19 protein-coding genes are annotated in these 16,784 nt (G+C 60.9%); 13 read left to right on the forward strand and 6 right to left on the reverse strand.

The window, feature by feature from the left end; translation table 11 throughout:
* Positions 1-14 precede the first annotated feature (14 nt).
* Together FYJ31_RS02170 and FYJ31_RS02175 are read left to right on the forward strand one after the other, a co-directional pair.
* Complete coding sequence (locus FYJ31_RS02170; protein ID WP_154535854.1) at positions 15-767, forward strand: sigma-70 family RNA polymerase sigma factor; 753 nt, start codon at positions 15-17, stop codon at positions 765-767.
* Complete coding sequence (locus FYJ31_RS02175) at positions 767-1,087, forward strand: hypothetical protein (protein WP_154535855.1); 321 nt, start codon at positions 767-769, stop codon at positions 1,085-1,087. The genes FYJ31_RS02170 and FYJ31_RS02175 overlap by 1 nt, the downstream gene beginning before the upstream one ends.
* A gap of 72 nt (positions 1,088-1,159) precedes the next feature.
* On the opposite strand, the gene FYJ31_RS13265 is transcribed toward FYJ31_RS02175, so the two are convergent.
* From FYJ31_RS13265 to FYJ31_RS02185, 3 genes are all read right to left on the reverse strand, one after another.
* Entirely contained in the window at positions 1,160-1,234 is a 75-nt protein-coding gene (locus tag FYJ31_RS13265; RefSeq protein WP_003817083.1) for a 50S ribosomal protein bL37, read from the reverse strand.
* A gap of 118 nt (positions 1,235-1,352) precedes the next feature.
* Positions 1,353-2,297 (reverse strand): aldose 1-epimerase family protein, encoded by a 945-nt coding sequence (locus FYJ31_RS02180; RefSeq protein ID WP_032745246.1) that lies wholly within the window; start codon positions 2,295-2,297, stop codon positions 1,353-1,355.
* 124 nt (positions 2,298-2,421) lie between these two features.
* On the reverse strand, positions 2,422-3,378 hold the full coding sequence (locus FYJ31_RS02185; RefSeq protein WP_154535856.1) for an aldose 1-epimerase family protein: 957 nt from the start codon (positions 3,376-3,378) through the stop codon (positions 2,422-2,424).
* A 291-nt stretch (positions 3,379-3,669) separates the two neighbouring features.
* On the opposite strand from FYJ31_RS02185, the gene FYJ31_RS02190 reads away from it, so the two are divergent.
* Positions 3,670-4,662 carry a 4-hydroxy-3-methylbut-2-enyl diphosphate reductase gene (locus FYJ31_RS02190; protein WP_071477716.1) on the forward strand — a complete coding sequence of 331 codons (993 nt, stop codon included), beginning with the start codon at positions 3,670-3,672 and terminating at the stop codon, positions 4,660-4,662.
* A gap of 39 nt (positions 4,663-4,701) precedes the next feature.
* On the opposite strand, the gene ybaK is transcribed toward FYJ31_RS02190, so the two are convergent.
* The 3 genes from ybaK to FYJ31_RS02205 form a co-directional block, all read right to left on the reverse strand.
* Complete coding sequence (gene ybaK / locus FYJ31_RS02195; RefSeq protein ID WP_154535857.1) at positions 4,702-5,211, reverse strand: Cys-tRNA(Pro) deacylase; 510 nt, start codon at positions 5,209-5,211, stop codon at positions 4,702-4,704.
* 93 nt (positions 5,212-5,304) lie between these two features.
* Positions 5,305-6,363: a type I glyceraldehyde-3-phosphate dehydrogenase gene (gap, locus tag FYJ31_RS02200; protein WP_154535858.1), complete on the reverse strand. Its 1,059-nt coding sequence runs from the start codon at positions 6,361-6,363 to the stop codon at positions 5,305-5,307.
* Between the two features lie 239 nt (positions 6,364-6,602).
* Complete coding sequence (locus FYJ31_RS02205; protein WP_154535859.1) at positions 6,603-7,328, reverse strand: thiamine diphosphokinase; 726 nt, start codon at positions 7,326-7,328, stop codon at positions 6,603-6,605.
* A gap of 310 nt (positions 7,329-7,638) precedes the next feature.
* Here FYJ31_RS02205 and infC point away from each other — a divergent pair, with 310 nt between their 5' ends.
* The 10 genes from infC (at position 7,639) to nadB (ending at position 16,781) form a co-directional block, all read left to right on the forward strand.
* Positions 7,639-8,361, forward strand: coding sequence for a translation initiation factor IF-3 (gene infC, locus FYJ31_RS02210; protein WP_032682519.1), 723 nt, complete (start codon positions 7,639-7,641; stop codon positions 8,359-8,361).
* On the forward strand, positions 8,342-8,536 hold the full coding sequence (gene rpmI, locus FYJ31_RS02215) for a 50S ribosomal protein L35 (RefSeq protein WP_007052593.1): 195 nt from the start codon (positions 8,342-8,344) through the stop codon (positions 8,534-8,536). The genes infC and rpmI overlap by 20 nt, the downstream gene beginning before the upstream one ends.
* Before the next feature lie 53 nt (positions 8,537-8,589).
* Positions 8,590-8,973 carry a 50S ribosomal protein L20 gene (gene rplT, locus FYJ31_RS02220; RefSeq protein ID WP_011068013.1) on the forward strand — a complete coding sequence of 128 codons (384 nt, stop codon included), beginning with the start codon at positions 8,590-8,592 and terminating at the stop codon, positions 8,971-8,973.
* Between the two features lie 115 nt (positions 8,974-9,088).
* Positions 9,089-10,015, forward strand: a complete 927-nt coding sequence (gene xerD, locus FYJ31_RS02225; RefSeq protein WP_136500556.1) for a site-specific tyrosine recombinase XerD — start codon at positions 9,089-9,091, stop codon at positions 10,013-10,015.
* A 247-nt stretch (positions 10,016-10,262) separates the two neighbouring features.
* The gene (locus tag FYJ31_RS02230) at positions 10,263-11,102 is read left to right on the forward strand and encodes a ParA family protein (RefSeq protein WP_032745242.1); all 840 of its coding nucleotides are present in this window, start codon (positions 10,263-10,265) and stop codon (positions 11,100-11,102) included.
* A gap of 18 nt (positions 11,103-11,120) precedes the next feature.
* Positions 11,121-12,035, forward strand: coding sequence for a segregation and condensation protein A (locus tag FYJ31_RS02235; protein WP_154535860.1), 915 nt, complete (start codon positions 11,121-11,123; stop codon positions 12,033-12,035).
* A gap of 12 nt (positions 12,036-12,047) precedes the next feature.
* Positions 12,048-12,764: an SMC-Scp complex subunit ScpB gene (scpB, locus tag FYJ31_RS02240; protein ID WP_174773103.1), complete on the forward strand. Its 717-nt coding sequence runs from the start codon at positions 12,048-12,050 to the stop codon at positions 12,762-12,764.
* 131 nt (positions 12,765-12,895) lie between these two features.
* Positions 12,896-13,723, forward strand: a complete 828-nt coding sequence (locus tag FYJ31_RS02245; protein ID WP_012577276.1) for an NUDIX hydrolase — start codon at positions 12,896-12,898, stop codon at positions 13,721-13,723.
* A 59-nt stretch (positions 13,724-13,782) separates the two neighbouring features.
* Positions 13,783-15,063: a quinolinate synthase NadA gene (gene nadA / locus FYJ31_RS02250; protein ID WP_154535861.1), complete on the forward strand. Its 1,281-nt coding sequence runs from the start codon at positions 13,783-13,785 to the stop codon at positions 15,061-15,063.
* 86 nt (positions 15,064-15,149) lie between these two features.
* Complete coding sequence (gene nadB, locus FYJ31_RS02255) at positions 15,150-16,781, forward strand: L-aspartate oxidase (protein WP_154535862.1); 1,632 nt, start codon at positions 15,150-15,152, stop codon at positions 16,779-16,781.
* Positions 16,782-16,784: the final 3 nt, after the last annotated feature.

The raw sequence follows: 16,784 nt of genomic DNA on the forward strand, positions 1-16,784 counted from the left end.
GATCGGGCGAGTCCATGGCAGCCAAGCGCGCCAGATTCGAGCAGCTCGCCATGCCCGCCGTCAATGCACTGTACCGGCAGGCGATGAGGCTGACCAACAATCCCGATGACGCGCAGGATCTGGTCCAGGACACCTTCGAACGCGGGTTCAAGGCCTTCGACTCATTTCAGTCGGGCTCCAACTTCGAGGCGTGGATGACCACCATCGAGCGCAATGCCTACTTCAACCAGTATGCCAAGGCCAAGCGGCGCCCGCAGCGTGCCAACGACTCCACTGGCGAATACGACGATTGGGACATTTACGATGCCGCCGAACATACGTCGGACGGGCTCAAGTCCGCTGAAGAGGAATATTTGGACGCCTTCGCGCCCGAGGAAATCATGGCCGCGCTCGCCAAACTCTCGCCGGAACGCCGGCAGGTGTTCATCGACGCCGCCATCGACGGCAAGTCCTACCAGCAGGTGGCCGATGAGCAGGGCGTGAAAATCGGCACGGTAATGAGCCGCCTGAATCGCGCCCGCACGCAACTCAAGCGTGAGCTCGCCTCGTATGCGAAAGAGCGCGGGTACGTGACTGGTTCGTCGGCTGGTTCACCATCCGCGAAGTTGAGCGAAAACGTTGGTCGAATCGCCGATTCCGGTCATAATGAAAGTAGTGAACAAACTGTTGGCAGCAATGGCGACACGCAAGCCGTAGTGAGACATAGTCATGCGACTCACGCCCACACGCCACAACAGTCAAGCAAGCTTTCGGGAAAGGAGATCTGATGAACGATCAGCCGGTAGAGCGTACTCGCCATATCTCCATAACCCGTACGGCGGCCGATGGCACGGTAAGCCAGACCGAAGTGCATATCACGGCGGTGCATCATCGTTCAGTAGATACCGGCTCGGCCGCTGCGTCGGTCCAGACAGACGTGCATATCGTTACGGAGGGCGACTGTTTTGACCCCCGTACCTGCTGCGACGAGCGTGAACAGGCGTTGATTGCCGCGTTGCGTGCCTACTTGCGCCCGGATGTGGCACCCGAATGTCTGATGGCCCGGCTCAAGACCACGCTTGATCACTGCTGCGGCGAAGATAAGTAACGACATATACAACAAGGCCCGTCTGATGTATCATCAGACGGGCCTTGAGCGTTCTATAAGAAACGCGAAGAATCAGGCGTTAGGACGCTTGCCGTGGTTGGCGGCCTTCTTACGACGATCCTTGCGCTTACGTCCGCGCATGCCCATGATGGACTCCTTTGCTGCAGTAAAAAAATAAGCCTTCGGAATTATGCCACATAAGTACGACGTGATGCAACACGGGTGTCCATGTGGCGATGATCGTCAGGCTTGGTTATTCGGTTTTTCAGATTTGTTCGGCGTGGAAGGTGACCACGGTGGTGTAGTCATCGCCCGGCTCGAGCACAACCAGATCCTTGCCGGTGCGGAAGGCGTCGGCGTAGGCGGTCATCGGTTCGACGGCCACGCCGGCCTGACGAGCCTTCTCGTCGATTTCGTTGCCGGTGCACACCTGCCAGGAGTTGATGGTCTTGTCGCCGGTCAGCGTGACCTTGATGCCGTCGGGGCGGGTGAACACGGCGGAAGTGCTGCCATCTTCACCGCGGTTGGTGATATCGGTCCAGGCATCGTCGAAGCCACGTCCCTCCAGCGTGGGGTTATCGCGCAGGTCGAAGATGCCGGAAACCGGCTCTTCGCCGGTGGGTAGCAGGTGTTCGTCTACGGTCACGTGAGTATCGCAGTGCAGCTCAAGACGGCAGGACTCGTTGTCGGCGGTAATGGCCTGACCGGTGGCGTGCTTGCCGTTGGCCAGCCACGGGTGGATGCCAAATGCCCACGGGGCCTTCACGCTGTCGTTGTTGTGCACGGTGAAGGTTTCCGTGAGACCGTTCTCGTCAAGTGCATAAGTGGCGGTGATAGTGATATCAAACGGGTAGCCGACGATGTCGGGGGAGCGCCAGGAGAGCGTCACATGTGATTCCTGTAAATCAACGAGCTCCCACATGTAGCGGTAGGCGTAGCCGTGCAGGGAGGATTGGCGGTCGAACTCGTCGATCGGCATCTGGTAGTCTTCGCCATCGAAAGAATACTGACCATTGGTCACGCGGTTCGGGTACGGTGCCAGCACCCAGCCGTTGCAGCAGGGGATGACCTTGTTCGGGTCGAAGGGGACGATGAGGTCTTCGCCGCGCCACTTCAGCTCGCGCAGGCTGGCACCCATTTCGGTGACGACAGCACCCCATTCGCCGGCCGAGATGACATATTGGTTACCAGTGCGAGGCTTCAAAGCCATAGTGCACACTCCTTGGTGAAACAGATTGTTACCGCTCACAATCGTATCGCACAAGTCCCAAGACGTGGCGGCACATAAGGATAAATAATTGGCTCCCCTCTGGCGGGGAGCCAACGTAACGGAACTACTTCTGGGCTACTTCGTAGCGGACCACAGTGGTGTAGTCGCCGTTGGGGGCGAGCGTCACCAAGTGGTCACCAGTGCGGAAGGCATTGGCCGGGGCGGTCATCGGTTCGACGGCGATACCATACGGATGCTCGGAGAACGGCGCGCCAGTGGCGGTGTAGCACTGCCAAGCATTGATCGTCTCGTCGCCAATGAGCTTCACTTCAATACCGTCCGGGCGGGTGAATGTGGTGGTGGTCGTACCATCGGCGGCACGCTCCACGTCGACCCAGGCATCATCAAAGGCGCGGCCTTCGAGCGTCGGGCCATCGTTCAGGTCGTAGATGCCGGTAACCGGTTCGGTGCCGGTGGGAATCAGCGCCTCGTTCACCGTCACATGACTGTCGGCCTTAATCTGCAGGTGGCAGGCGGCGGAGTCGGCATCGCGTTCGGCGACAGTCGCGCCCTGCTTGCCGTTGGCCAGCCACGGATGCAGGCCGAGAGCCCACGGTGCCGGCTCGTCGCCATCATTGCAGGCATTGACGGTCACGGTCATGCCGTTGTCGCCGAGTTCGTAGGTGACGGTCACGGTCACATCGAACGGGTATCCGTCCAGGTTGGGGAAGCGCAGCGAAAGCGTCACGGCGCTATCGGTCAACGATTCAAGCTTCCACATGTAGTGGTAGGCGTATCCGTGGTTCGCATTGTTGCGCGGTGCGGGATGATATTCGTTAACCGGCGCGCAGTAATGCTTGCCATCGAAATCGTATTCGCCGTTTTCGATGCGATTCGGCCACGGGGCCAGCACATAGCCGTTACAGGTGGGGGTCAGGTCGTTGACGCCGAACGGGCAGAAAATTTCCTTGCCTTGATAATCGAATCGGCGAATCTTGGCACCGAGTTCGCAGATGACGGCGGAATAATCGCCATAGTGAATCGAATACTGATTTCCGGTGCGTGGTGTTTTACTCGTCATGGAATCACTCCCGTAGTGAGGTTGGTGAGCCGGTAGCTCCTGCTATCGCTGGCTCCAGTCTAGCGCGTCTCCTCTATCGAGGCGGGGATTGGCGATAGCCGGCATATAATAAACAATTCGTACAGACACGGTAGCAATACGTGGAGTGACGAGTCTCACACCATCATGCGAGAAGCACGTGGATTCCTTGGAAACCGGTGATTCGTGGGAGACGCGGAAAAGTTGTGACGGCAGATTCCTGTAATCCCTGCTTTACACTGGAAAAACACTATTGACGTTCAGGAGGTTCCGATGACCAAAAGCGTTGTGCTCGCTGATCCGCGAGGCTTCTGCGCGGGTGTGGACCGTGCGATTCTTACCGTACAGACCATTCTCAAAGCCGCGGAGGCTTCCGGAAAGCGGACGCGCGAGGATGGGCTGCCCCCGGTATATGTGCGCCGGCAGATCGTGCACAACAAGCATGTGGTCGAGGATTTGGCCGGGCAAGGCGCGGTGTTCGTCCAGGAATTGGCGGAGATTCCGGATGCTGCTGCCCAAGCGGGTATTCCGGTGGTGTTTTCCGCCCATGGCGTATCTCCGGTAGTGAAGGCGGAAGCCGAACGTCGTGGCATGCATGTGGTGGATGCCACCTGCCCTCTGGTGGGTAAGGTGCACCGTGAGGTGCTGCGTTTCGTGCGCGAGGGGTATGAAATCGTCTATATCGGGCACAAGGGCCACGATGAAGCAGTCGGCGTGGTGGGGGAGAACCCCGAACATGTGCACTTGATCGAGCATGAATCGGATGTCGATTCGTTGGATTTTGCGCCCGACACCAAGCTGGTGCTGCTCTCGCAGACCACGTTGAGCGTGGATGAGACCGCCGGCACCATTGCCGCGCTGAAGGCCAAGTTCCCGTGGATTCAAGAGCCGCCGAGTTCGGATATCTGCTATGCCACATCGAATCGTCAGGCTGCGGTCAAACTGGTGGCCCAGCAGTCCGATTGCGTGGTGATTGTCGGATCGGCCAACTCCTCGAATTCCGTGCGACTGATGGAGGTGGCGCAGGAGGGCTTGGGAGAGCGCGGCAAAGCGTATCGCGTGGATGATGCCAGCGAGCTTGACCCGGCATGGTTCGAGGGTCTGGAATCCGTAGGTATCTCCTCAGGTGCCTCCGTGCCGGACGAACTGGTGTCCGGTGTGATTGACGCTCTGCAAAACTTGGGTTTCACCGGTATGAAGTCCGTCGAAACCATCAAAGAAAACATGCACTTCGTGCTGCCGGCGGAGTTGCGCAGGAAGAAGTAGTCATCCTTGGCTCCCCTCACCGAGGGAAGCCAAGAACGGTCACCACGTGCTGATTGGTGCGGCAACGGCGTTCAAGACCTTGAGAAGGTCCTGCGGGTTCACGCCTACGGACAGTCCGCGTTTGCCGCCGGAGACCAGAATCTGGTCGAATTGCAGGGCGCTTTCATCCAACACAGTCTTATGACGTGTCTTCTGGCCTAACGGCGAGATGCCACCTACCACATAGCCGGATTCACGCATCGCCACCTTGGGATCGGCCATAGAGGCCTTCTTGGCACCTACGGCTGCGGCCAATGCCTTCAGGTCCATATGTCCGCTGACTGGTACCACGCCTACCACACGCTCCGAACCGGTGTCCGCCATTAGGGTTTTGAACACCTGATGCTCGTCGAAGCCGAGCTTGGTGGCCGCTTCCACGCCGTAGCCGTCATCCATATGGTCGTTGGAGTGCTCGTATTCGTATACGTGGAATTCCACGCCCGCCTTCTCCAGTTGGACTGTCGCCGGAGTGGAACCCGCGCCCTTATCATGCTTGCTTTTCTTTGCCATGATTACCGTTCTACTACGAAGAGACCCCCGCACAAGGCGGGGGTCTCACAGCTTAGTTCTCAAACGAACCGTAGCGGCCTAGACCGCAGTGGTTCACTCGGAGATCTCAGCGAAGTACAGCAGGGTACGGATCATGTTGGAGGTGAAGCCGTACTCGTTGTCGTAGAAGGACACGGTGCGAGCCAGGGTCACGCCGTCAATGGTGTTGACGTCGGTCTGGGTCGGGTCGAACACGCCACCGTGGGTGTCGCCGAGGATGTCGGAGGAGACGATGCCCTCATCGTTGTAGCCGTAGTAATCGGTGTCGGAGAAGGCAGCCTTGAAGGCTTCGTTGATCTCGTCGGCGGTGGTCTCGGTGTTCAGAACGGTGGTCAGCTCGGTGACGGAGCCGTCCGGAACCTGGACGCGCTGGGCATGGCCCTGCAGCTTGCCGTTCACGGACGGAACGACCTTGCCGATGGCCTTGGCAGCGCCGGTGGAGTGGGCGATGGTGTTGATGGCGGCGGCGCGCAGGTTGCGGCCGGTCTTGGTGCCACGCGGGCCATCGAGCAGCATCTGGGTGCCGGTGTAGGCGTGGATGGTGGTCATGAAGCCGGCCTTGATGCCGAACTTCGCGTCCAGCAGCTTGACCATGGCGGCCATGGAGTTGGTGGTGCAGGAGCCGGCGGAAACGATCACGTCGGAAGCCTTGAGGATGTCGTGGTTCACGCCGAACACAACGGTCGGGGTGGTGTCATCCTTGGCCGGGGCGGAGATCAGGACCTTCTTGGCGCCAGCGTTGATGTGAGCCTGGGACTTCTCAGCGGAGGTGTAGAAGCCGGTGCACTCGAGCACGTACTCGACACCGTCGTTCTTGACCCACGGAATGTTGTTGGCGTCCTTCTCGGCGTAGACCTTGTATTCCTTGCCGTCGACGATGATGGAGTCTTCGGTGGCCTTGACGTCAACCGGAGTGCCATCGTCATGACGGAAGGTGCCGTGGGTGCTGTCGTACTTCAGCAGGTAAGCCAGGGTAGCCGGGGTGGTCAGATCGTTGATGGCGGCAACTTCAATGTCACCAGCCTGGCCGCCGCGAGCCTGCAGCTCGAAGATGCGACGGAAGGCGAGACGACCAATGCGACCGAAGCCGTTGATACCAATCTTAACTGTCATGTAATTCTCCCTTGTAGGGTGGCCTTGGCGCGCTTTGGCACACCGGGCCATTGTTTACCAACAGTTGCTACTGTAATGCCGACTCTGTACACATGGCAACGTTTCAGCGTGCGTTTTGGGCAAAAATGCCATATTTTTTGTGAGCGCTCACAATTCGGATTGCCCGCAATCGACATGTGATTTTCCTCTCCTTTGGAGGAATGTCTTGAATCATCACGAGCAAGCGCACGATACGCGAGTCAGCGAACCAGCAGCTTGGACACTGCGGTGTCCAGCTCGCCGATATCGCCGCCAAATTCGTGAAATCGGCTCACCTGAGGCAATGCCACCTCGATGGGGAAAGTGATGATCAGTGTGCCGTGTTCCACGCTGATGGCCGCGTCCACGCCGTCGCGGAACTCGTTGCTGACGCCTTGCACCACCGTATTGGTCAGCGTGCCGTTCTTGAGCTCGTATTTCAGCCCCGGTTCGTTCACGCCAAGCGAAACATCGGAGTGGGAGAACGCCGACACCATACGGCCGTCCTCGGGCACCGGATGCGCGGGGAACGAAAGCCTGCCATCGGTGATGGCCGTGACGATGAGCTCGTCACCATACAGGTACCCGCTTGCCCCATGCCGGGCCAATAATGCCATCAGTTGAATGCCGGAAATCGTATGGTCAATGCGGCCGCCCAAACCGCCATAGACATGGAATTCGCGGCAACCCGCCGACCAACCGACCTTCAGCGCGGAAAGCATATCCGGGTCGTCCTTCAACGCGGGCAGCGCGATGGTGCGCACATCAGTGCGAGGCGGCCGGCCCTCCAGCGAATCGAAATCGCCCACCACCACATCGGGCACGATGCCCAACTCGCGCGTATGGTCGAGCCCGCCATCGGCCGCCACCACATACGCGCCGGCCGGCACCACGGGCGTGCCCGCATAGTATTCGCCCGCACCAAAAATCACGCATACCTGAGCCATGATGCCCACTGTAGCCGGTATCCACCCACCGACACACGGGCCGCGAATGTCCGGGCGTGTGGTAGGATTCCTATTTGGCTTGAGAAATCAAGAAAGCGGGGCAACCCCACCTGGAAGCCTTTCAAGGCCTCGGGTTCAAGGCAAACAGCCTAGCGATTGTGATATACAACGCGCAATCAGGAATGACGCAAAGAACTGATATGCGTCTGCAGAAGCTGAGCGCATATTGGCGCTGGTTTTGGCTTGCCATGAACCCAAAGCATTGAACAGGACTCCAGCAAAGGACCTCGCCACGGAATTAAAGTAGAGGATTGGAGTCATCATCAGCGACGAACCACGTATTAACGACGAGATTCGCGTCCCGCAGGTACGCCTGATCGGCCCGAAGGGCGAGCAGGTGGGCGTCATTGCGACTTCCGTCGCGCTGAACCTGGCCAAGGAGGCAAACCTCGATCTCGTCGAGGTGGCCCCGAACGCGAAGCCTCCGGTCGCCAAGCTCATTGATTACGGCAAGTTCAAGTACAACGAGAAGATCAAGGCTCGTGAGGCTCGCCGCAACCAGAGCACCGCGGAAATCAAGGAGATTCGTTTCCGCCTGAAGATCGACGACCACGATTTCGACGTGAAGAAGGGCCATGTGACCCGTTTCCTTAACGGAGGCGACAAGGTCAAGGTCACCATCATGTTGCGCGGTCGTGAGATCTCCCGCCCGATTGGTGGCGTGGAACTGCTGCAGCGTTTGGCCGACGATGTCGAGGAATACGGCACCGTCGAGTCCAAGCCGAAGCAGGAGGGCCGCAACATCATCATGACCCTTGCGCCGAAGGGCAAGAAGGTCCACACCCAGTCCGAGCAGCGTCGTCGTGGCGCCGAGTCCCGCGCCGAGCGTCAGGCTCGCCAGGCGGCTCGTCTCGCGGCCAAGCAGGAGTCTCAGGCTCAGGCCGCAGCCGACGCGCAGTCCGCGATTTCTCAGAAGACTTCCGACAAGAAGCAAACCAGCAAGGAGGGCAGCAATGCCGAAGATGAAAACTAATTCCGCCGCTTCCAAGCGCGCCAAGATCACCGGCACCGGCAAGGTGAAGCATGTCGGTTCCGCCATGCGCCACAACCTCGAGCACAAGTCCGCTCGCAAGCGCCGTGAACTGTCCGCCGACGATGTGCTGCGCGGCGGCCAGGCCAAGAAGCTGCACCAGCTTCTGCAGAAGTGAGCATAGGGCTTACCCGGAAATAAATAAGACTTTAGAAAGCTGAGGAATAGATTATGGCACGTGTCAAGCGCGCAGTGAACGCCCACAAGAAGCGTCGCGTTGTTCTCGAGAGGGCTTCCGGCTACCGTGGCCAGCGCTCCCGCCTGTACCGCAAGGCCAAGGAACAGCTGCTGCACTCCTTTAACTACAACTTCCGCGACCGCAAGGCTCGCAAGGGCGATTTCCGCAAGCTGTGGATCCAGCGCATCAACGCTGCCGTCCGCGCTGAAGGCATCACCTACAACCGCTTCATCCAGGGCCTGCGTCTCGCCGGCATCGAGCTGGATCGTCGCGCTCTGGCTGAGATTGCCGTCTCCGACCCGAACACCTTCAAGACCATCGTGGACGCCGCCAAGGCCGCCCTGCCTGAGGACGTCAACGCTCCGGTTGAGGCCTGATTGCTTGAAGTCGTGACTTCACACTAGAAACCCCGCTTCCGAGCGGGGTTTCCTATTATTAGTCCCCTCTGACGAGGGGGCTCCCGCGCAGCGGGTGGGGGGAGAGAACAAACTCATGACCAACGGATTCACCAGACTCACCGAGCAGTTCCTCGTCCACATCGGTGTGGAGCGAGGACTCGCCACGGCCACCGTCACCGCCTACGAATCCGACATCGCCAAATACATTGATTGGCTCGAAACCCGCGGCATCCACGAACCTGACGCCATAACCAAACAAGACGTCGAAGACTACATCGCCGCCCTTGACCAGGCGGGGGAGTCCGCCCGCTCCAAAGCCCGAAGACTGGCCTCGATCCACGAATTCCATCGCTTCGCGCTCGGTCAGCACGCGGTGACTGCCGACGTTTCTGCCGCAGTCAAGGCACCCAAAGGTGCCAGCACCCTGCCTGACGTACTCACCGTGGACGAGGTAACCCGTCTGCTCGACACGGCGGCAGTCGGCGGATCAACCGATCCGGTGGTATTGCGGGACAAGGCCCTGCTCGAATTCATGTACGCCACCGGCTGCCGCGTCTCGGAAGCCACCGGCGCGAATCTGGACGACATCGACCTGGACGAGCACATCGCGCGACTCATGGGCAAGGGCTCCAAGCAGCGGCTTGTGCCATTGGGCAGCTACGCATGCCGGGCCATCACCGCATACCTCAATGCGGGGCGTGGCGAGCTGGAACGGCGCTCCAGCGCCAAGATTCCCGAGAGACGCGCACTGTTTCTCAACAAACGTGGCAAGCGCATCTCGCGGCAATCGGTATGGGAAATCGTCAAAGCAACCGGGGAACGGGCCGGCATCACCAAACCACTCCATCCGCACACCCTGCGCCATTCCTTCGCCACGCACCTGATTCAAGGTGGCGCGGACGTGCGCACCGTGCAGGAACTGCTTGGGCACGCCAGCGTGACCACCACGCAGATCTACACGCATGTAAGTCCGGAAACCCTGATCGAAACGTATCTCACTGCCCATCCTCGGGCGCGATGACCGATGTCTGGCGAGGTGATGAGACGGGTTGTCCGCGATATGTCGAAGCAACGTGTTTGCGGCGATATTGGCGAACGGATAAGAGTACGCTGGTCAGGTGAGATCAGGATTCGACGGAGGTCCAGGCATGGCAGATCGGCGTGGCGACCACGGGCAAGACGGCGCATTCCGTCAAGGCACGCTGCCCATGGACGAAGCGTATGTCGTTACACCACCCCGGAACATGGATATTGATAAGGTAGACAGTATGCCTACCGATTTGCTTGGACGTGAATACGAAACCTTCCCCGCACCCGGACCGCTGCAACAGCACGGTCCGGCGCGCGTCATTGCCATGTGCAACCAGAAGGGCGGCGTAGGTAAGACCACCAGCTCCATCAATATCGCCGGTGCGTTGGCCCAGTATGGCCGCCGCGTGCTTATCGTCGATTTCGATCCGCAGGGCGCCGCCACTGTGGGACTGGGCGTCAACGCGAATACCGTGGAGAACACGATTTACACCGCGCTGTTCGATATTTCCGTGGATCCACATGATGTGGTGCAGCACACCGCATTCGAGAACATCGATGTGATTCCGGCGAACATCGATTTGTCCGCCGCCGAGGTCCAACTGGTCACCGAAGTGGGCCGAGAGCAGATCCTGAACAGCGTGCTGCGCAAGCTCAAGTCGGAATACGATCTCATCATCGTCGACTGCCAGCCATCGCTCGGCCTGCTCACCGTGAACGCGCTTGCCGCAGCTGATGGCGTGATCATTCCCGTGGCCGCCGAATTCTTCGCCTTGCGCGGTGTGGCCCTGCTGATGCAGTCCATCGAAAAAGTGCAGTCCCGCATCAATCCCGCATTGGAAGTGGACGGCGTGCTCATCACCATGTACACCAAGACACTGCACTGCGAAGAGGTCTGCCAGCGCATTTACGAGGCGTTCAGCGAAAAGGTGTTCCACACGTTCATCTCCCGCTCCATCAAACTGCCCGATTCCACGGTTGCCGCCGCGCCCGTGGTGGTCTATGCACCTGAGCACAAGACATCAAAGGAATACCGTGAGGTGGCACGTGAGCTCATTGCTCGCGGCATCGTGGCGTAACGATTGTTTCGATAAACGATGAATGAGACTTCCCTTTCTCGGCTCCCCTCTCTGAGGGAAGCTGGCTCGCGTAGCGAGGCTGAGGGGAACTCCGCGGAAGCCGAAATCAGCACGGAGGAATCCGCCACCTCCGGCTTCCAAGTCAACCTCGAAGTCTATTCCGGTCCGTTCGATGCCTTGCTCGGCATGATCGCCAACAACAAACTCGAGCTGACCGAAGTTTCCCTCTCCTCGATCACCGAGGAATTCCTGACATACGTGCGTGGGCTCGATTTCACGAAAAACATGGATGAGGCCAGCGCCTTTCTCGATATCGCCTCTATTCTGGTCGAGGCCAAAAGCGTGGCGATTCTGCCCGGCAGCGAAGACAGCCAGCACGACGAGCAAAGCCTTGAAGCACTGCGCGAACGCGATTTGCTGTTCGCCCGACTCCTCCAATACCGCGCCTACAAGCAGGCCGCAGGTGACTTCCGGGCGCGTATCGCCGCCAACTCCGGCCGATTCCCGCATCCGGCGGCCATGGACGAGGCCGTTGCCGCCATGCTGCCTGAGCTGGTATGGACGCTGACCCCGCTCGAACTCGCCCAACTGGCCGCCCAGGTCATCGCCAACGCGCCCGCCTCCGAAGTATCGATTCACCAGCTGCACGTGCCGCTGGTCGATCTGCGGGCCCAATCGCTGGTGGTGCGCGACCGGCTGATCGCGGCACTGGAATTCAAGGGAGACCAGTCGATGTCGTTCAGCGAATTGACCCGGGACTGCACTTCTCGTATTGAGGTGGTGGCTCGGTTCATGGCCGTGCTCGTGTTCTTCAAACAAGGTGTGCTGCAGTATCAGCAAGATGGTCCGTTTGCCGAACTGCATCTGAGGTGGGTGCCCGGCGTAGACGAAACGATGAGCGACGTGAACATTTCCGAAGGCGATTTTGCGTAAGGACGGCGACTGGTGACTGAGCGGATTGACGCAACGAATGCAACCGAACACATGGCGGATACGGAATCGACGGCTGGATCCGCAAAGGCCGCGGTGAGGGGAGTGGAGGAGGCGCGTCCCCAATACGTGGATTTCACGGTAGACGTTTTTCCCGGCGGGCTGACCGCATGTCTGGAAGCGATTCTGATGGTCTCCGACCAGCCGCAGACCGCCACCGAGCTGGCCCGCATTTTGGCATTGGACCGCAACACAGTCGAAGGGGCATTGCAAGCCCTGCACGATGACTATGAGGGCGATGAATCCCGTGGCATCCGCCCGCGCGGCTTCGAACTGCGCCGCACCGCTCGTGGCTGGCAGTTCGCCAGTCGAGCCGCGTTCGAGCCGGTCGTCTCATTATTCGTCACCGACGGCCAGACTGCGAGACTCAGTCAGGCCGCACTGGAGGCGCTTGCCATCGTGGCCTATCGCCAGCCCGTCACCCGAGCCCAAGTGGCCGCGATCCGCGGTGTCAACTCCGATGGCGTGATTCGCTCGCTCACGGTACGCGGCCTTATCAAGGAAGACGGCGTGGACCCCGAATCCCGCGCGGCCCTTTTGGTCACCTCCGAGTTCTTCCTCGACCAAATGGGCCTAAAGAGTCTCGACGAACTACCCTCCCTGGCGCCGTTCCTCCCGCCCGTCGCCGAAATGACACAGTCGAAATCGGAAGACACGGACGTGATTTCGTAGCGATTGGGGCCCGCTACCTGACCAATATTCGTGCGCTAGACCATCCAATATGTGATTTATGGTCATTGTGACTATAAGTAGTGCTATGCTCTCAATGCAGGGAGAACAACCGGTATGGAAAGAGGCATGGCATGGGATTCGGCAATGTGTCCGAGCGCCGCAGCGCACCGCCACAGGTCGGCGTGTCAGTGGTGATTCTGGCACTCGGCCCGAAAGGCGATACCGGCAACAGTGCCGCCGATTCCGGCAACGCCGCGAACTCGGCCCATTCCCGTCTCTGGTTGCCCTTGGTCAAGCGCGTCCGTCAGCCGTTCCTGGGCTGCTGGGCATTGCCCGGCGGCGACCTGCGCTCCGACCGGTCGTTGGAACAGTCTGCCTACGCGGCCCTCGAATCGACCACAGACCTGCACCCGCGATACCTCGAACAGCTGTACACCTTTGGAGGCCCGACCCGGTCTCATGGCGGATTGCCCATGGTATCCGTCGTGTACTGGGCGCTCGTCGGCCAGACCGAGGCTGCGGGCTTCGAGGATGGTGACAACGTACGATGGTTCCCCGAAGACGAACTGCCCGAGCTGGCGTTCGACCATCGCCAGATCATCGACTACGCGCTGCTCCGCCTGCGCTCCAAAATCGAATACTCCGACGTGGCCACCCGACTGCTCGGCCCCACGTTCACCCTGCGCCAACTGCACGGCGTCTATGAGGCGATTGGCGGCGAAACCCTCGACTTGGCGAACTTCCGCCGCAAAATGCTTGCCTCGGGAGATCTTGAAGACACCGGGGAGAAGGTGCGCGAAGGCCGCCAACGACCGGCCACCGTCTACCGCTACATCCCCAAACGACTTGTCGAGAACGGTACGCCCCACGAATCCGATGGCGACGACATCGTGGAACTGTCCAGACAAGGCGAGCGTGAAGACGCTCTCGACGCGCTGATTCCATCCGCGCGCATCTGATTTTTCCCGCCGACCCGCTTCGGGCCGGCATCACAGACGTATATAGGAAAGGAACCGCTATGACCGCACTATCCACTGCGCCGTCCGTTGACGAGATCATCGCCAAGCTGGGCGCGCAAAGCACCTGCGATGCAGGACTGACCCAGGACCCATGGCACTTCGACACCACCACACCCAGCTACGGTCCCGGTGCCTCGATGCTCGACCGTCTGCCCGCCAACGCGCCGCGCCAGCAGGTGCTGCCGGACGAATACCGCAAGGCCTCCGACGAGGAACTGCAGCAGCGCATCACCGACGCCAAGCAGCGTCTTGGCTCCAAACTGTTGATTCTGGGCCACTTCTACCAGCGTGACGAGATCATCAAGCACGCCGATTTCGTGGGCGACTCCTTCCAGCTGGCCAAGAACGCCACCGAACGCCCGGACGCCGACCACATCGTGTTCTGCGGCGTGCACTTCATGGCCGAAACCGCCGACATCCTCTCCACGCCCGAACAGAGCGTGACCCTGCCCAACCTGTCCGCAGGCTGCTCGATGGCCGATATGGCCAACATCGACCAGGTCCAGGAATGCTGGGACCAGCTCGGCGAGATCTGCGGCACCCAGCCGGACTCCGATGGCTTGCAGCAGATCATCCCGGTCACCTACATGAACTCATCCGCCGCGCTGAAGGCGTTCTGCGGACGCAACGGCGGCATCGTATGCACCTCGTCCAATGCGCACGCCGTGCTGGAATGGGCGTTCGCCCGCGGCAAGCGCGTGCTGTTCTTCCCGGACCAGCATCTGGGCCGCAATACCGCCCGCGCGATGGGCATTCCGCTGAGCGAGATGCCGCTGTGGGATCCGTTCAAGGCACAGGGCGGCGCCGCCGATCCGGCCGACTACGCCCGCGCCAAGATGATCCTGTGGAAGGGCTTCTGCTCCGTGCACCAGCGCTTCACCGTCGAACAGGTCGAACGCGCCCGCAAGGCATACCCGGGCGTCAAGGTGATCGTGCACCCCGAGTGCTCGATGCAGGTGGTCGACGCCGCCGACGGTACTGGCTCCACCGCGTACATCGTCAAGGAGATCACCAACGCACCCGCCGGATCCGCCATTGCCGTGGGCACCGAAATCAACCTGGTGAACCGTCTGGCCGCTCAGTACCCGGACAAGACCGTGTTCTGCCTGGACCCCGTGGTCTGCCCGTGCTCCACGATGTACCGCATCCACCCGGCTTACCTGGCTTGGGCTTTGGAGAACCTCGAAGCCGGCAACGTGGTCAATCGCATCACCGTGGACGAAGACACCGCCCGCGAAGCCAAGGTGGCACTGGAGCGCATGCTGCGCGTTCACCCGTGACATGCTTCTAGCTCCCCTCCCTGAGGGGAGCTGTCACCGTAGGTGACTGGGGGGCAGATGACGCAAAAACAGAGGAAAGCAACACAATGAGCAACACCGAAATCGTCGTCGTGGGCGCAGGCGTCGCCGGACTGTCCGCGGCACTGGCCGTGGCCGGCACCGGACACGACGTGACCGTGGTAACCAAGGCCGAACTGGTGGAATCGAACACCTATCATGCGCAGGGCGGCATCGCTGCGGCCATCTTCTCCGACGACGACCCGAAGCTGCACGCCGCCGACACCATGGCCGCGGGCCACGGCCTGTGCGACCCGAAGGCCGTGGACATCCTCACCCGTGAGGGTGCGGAGCGCGTCCGCGAGTTCGCCGCGGCCGGCGTCCACTTCGACCGCGACGCGCAGGGACACATGCTGCGCGGCCTGGAAGCGGCTCATTCGCGCGCCCGCGTGGTGCATGCCGGGGGAGACGCCACCGGCAAAGTGCTCGAACTGGACGTCTCCGCCATGGTGCGCAAGAACCCGCGCATCCACATCATCGAGAACGCATTCCTCAAAGACCTCATCGTGCGGGACGGCCACATCGCCGGCGTCCGCCTGTTGATCGACGGGCAGGACAAGGATCTGGCCGCCGACCGGGTGATCTTGGCCGCCGGTGGAGCAGGCCGTATGTACCCGTACACCACCAATCCGCCGGTCGCCACCGCGGACGGCCTCGCCGCCGCATGGCGTGCGGGCGCCCAGGTCGCCGATCTGGAGTTCTACCAGTTCCATCCCACCGCCATGGCCGTGGGCGAGCACTTCCTCGTCTCCGAAGCCGTGCGCGGCGAAGGCGCGGTGCTGCTGGACGAACACGGCCACCGGTACATGAAGGACATCGATCCGCGCGCCGAACTCGCACCGCGCGACGTCGTGGCCCGCGAGAACTTCCGCGTGATGCAGGCGCAAGGCGGCAAGCCCGTGATGCTCGACGTCTCGCCGATGACCCGCGAGAACCCCGACCTGGCCAGCTTCCTGGCCCACCGATTCCCGACCATCGACGCCTATACGCGTTCGCTTGGCTTCGACTGGAGCAAGGAGCCGATCCCGGTGGCGCCCGCCGCGCACTACTACATGGGAGGCATTCGCACCGATCTGAACGCCCGGACCTCCATCCCCGGCCTGTACGCGGCCGGCGAATGCGCCCGCACCGGTGTCATGGGCTCCAACCGCCTTGCCTCCAACTCGCTGCTCGAAGGACTTGTCTACGGACGCCGCGCCGGTCTTGCCGCCGTCGCGGACGGTGACGACGCGGTCTGGGCACCCGAACCGTTCCTGAACTCCGCCACCGGTGCCGTGTTCGACCATGCGCCGATCGCGTTGGCCGCTCCTGCCGCTACGGCTGCTGCTGACGATACCGCCGCCGACAAGGTGTGGGACCGTACCCGCATCCAGAACACCATGTGGCATGGCGTCGGCGTGCTGCGCGACGAGGCCGGACTGAAAACCGCCATCGCCGAACTCGGCCAAGGCCTCGCCGCCGCAAACGCCCAGGCTGATATAAACGCCGATGGCGCTGCAAGTAGCGTTGAGGCTTTGGAGAACCGCAACATGCTCACCGTAGGCTATGTGGCTGCCACCGCCGCGCTCGCCCGCACCGAGTCGAGAGGCGCCCACGCCCGCACCGACTACAGCGAGCCAGTCGACAACTGGGCCCACTCCGTCGCCTACATCAAGGACTGACCC

Source organism: Bifidobacterium sp. WCA-178-WT-4B (assembly GCF_009696495.1).
Lineage (GTDB): Bacteria > Actinomycetota > Actinomycetes > Actinomycetales > Bifidobacteriaceae > Bifidobacterium > Bifidobacterium infantis.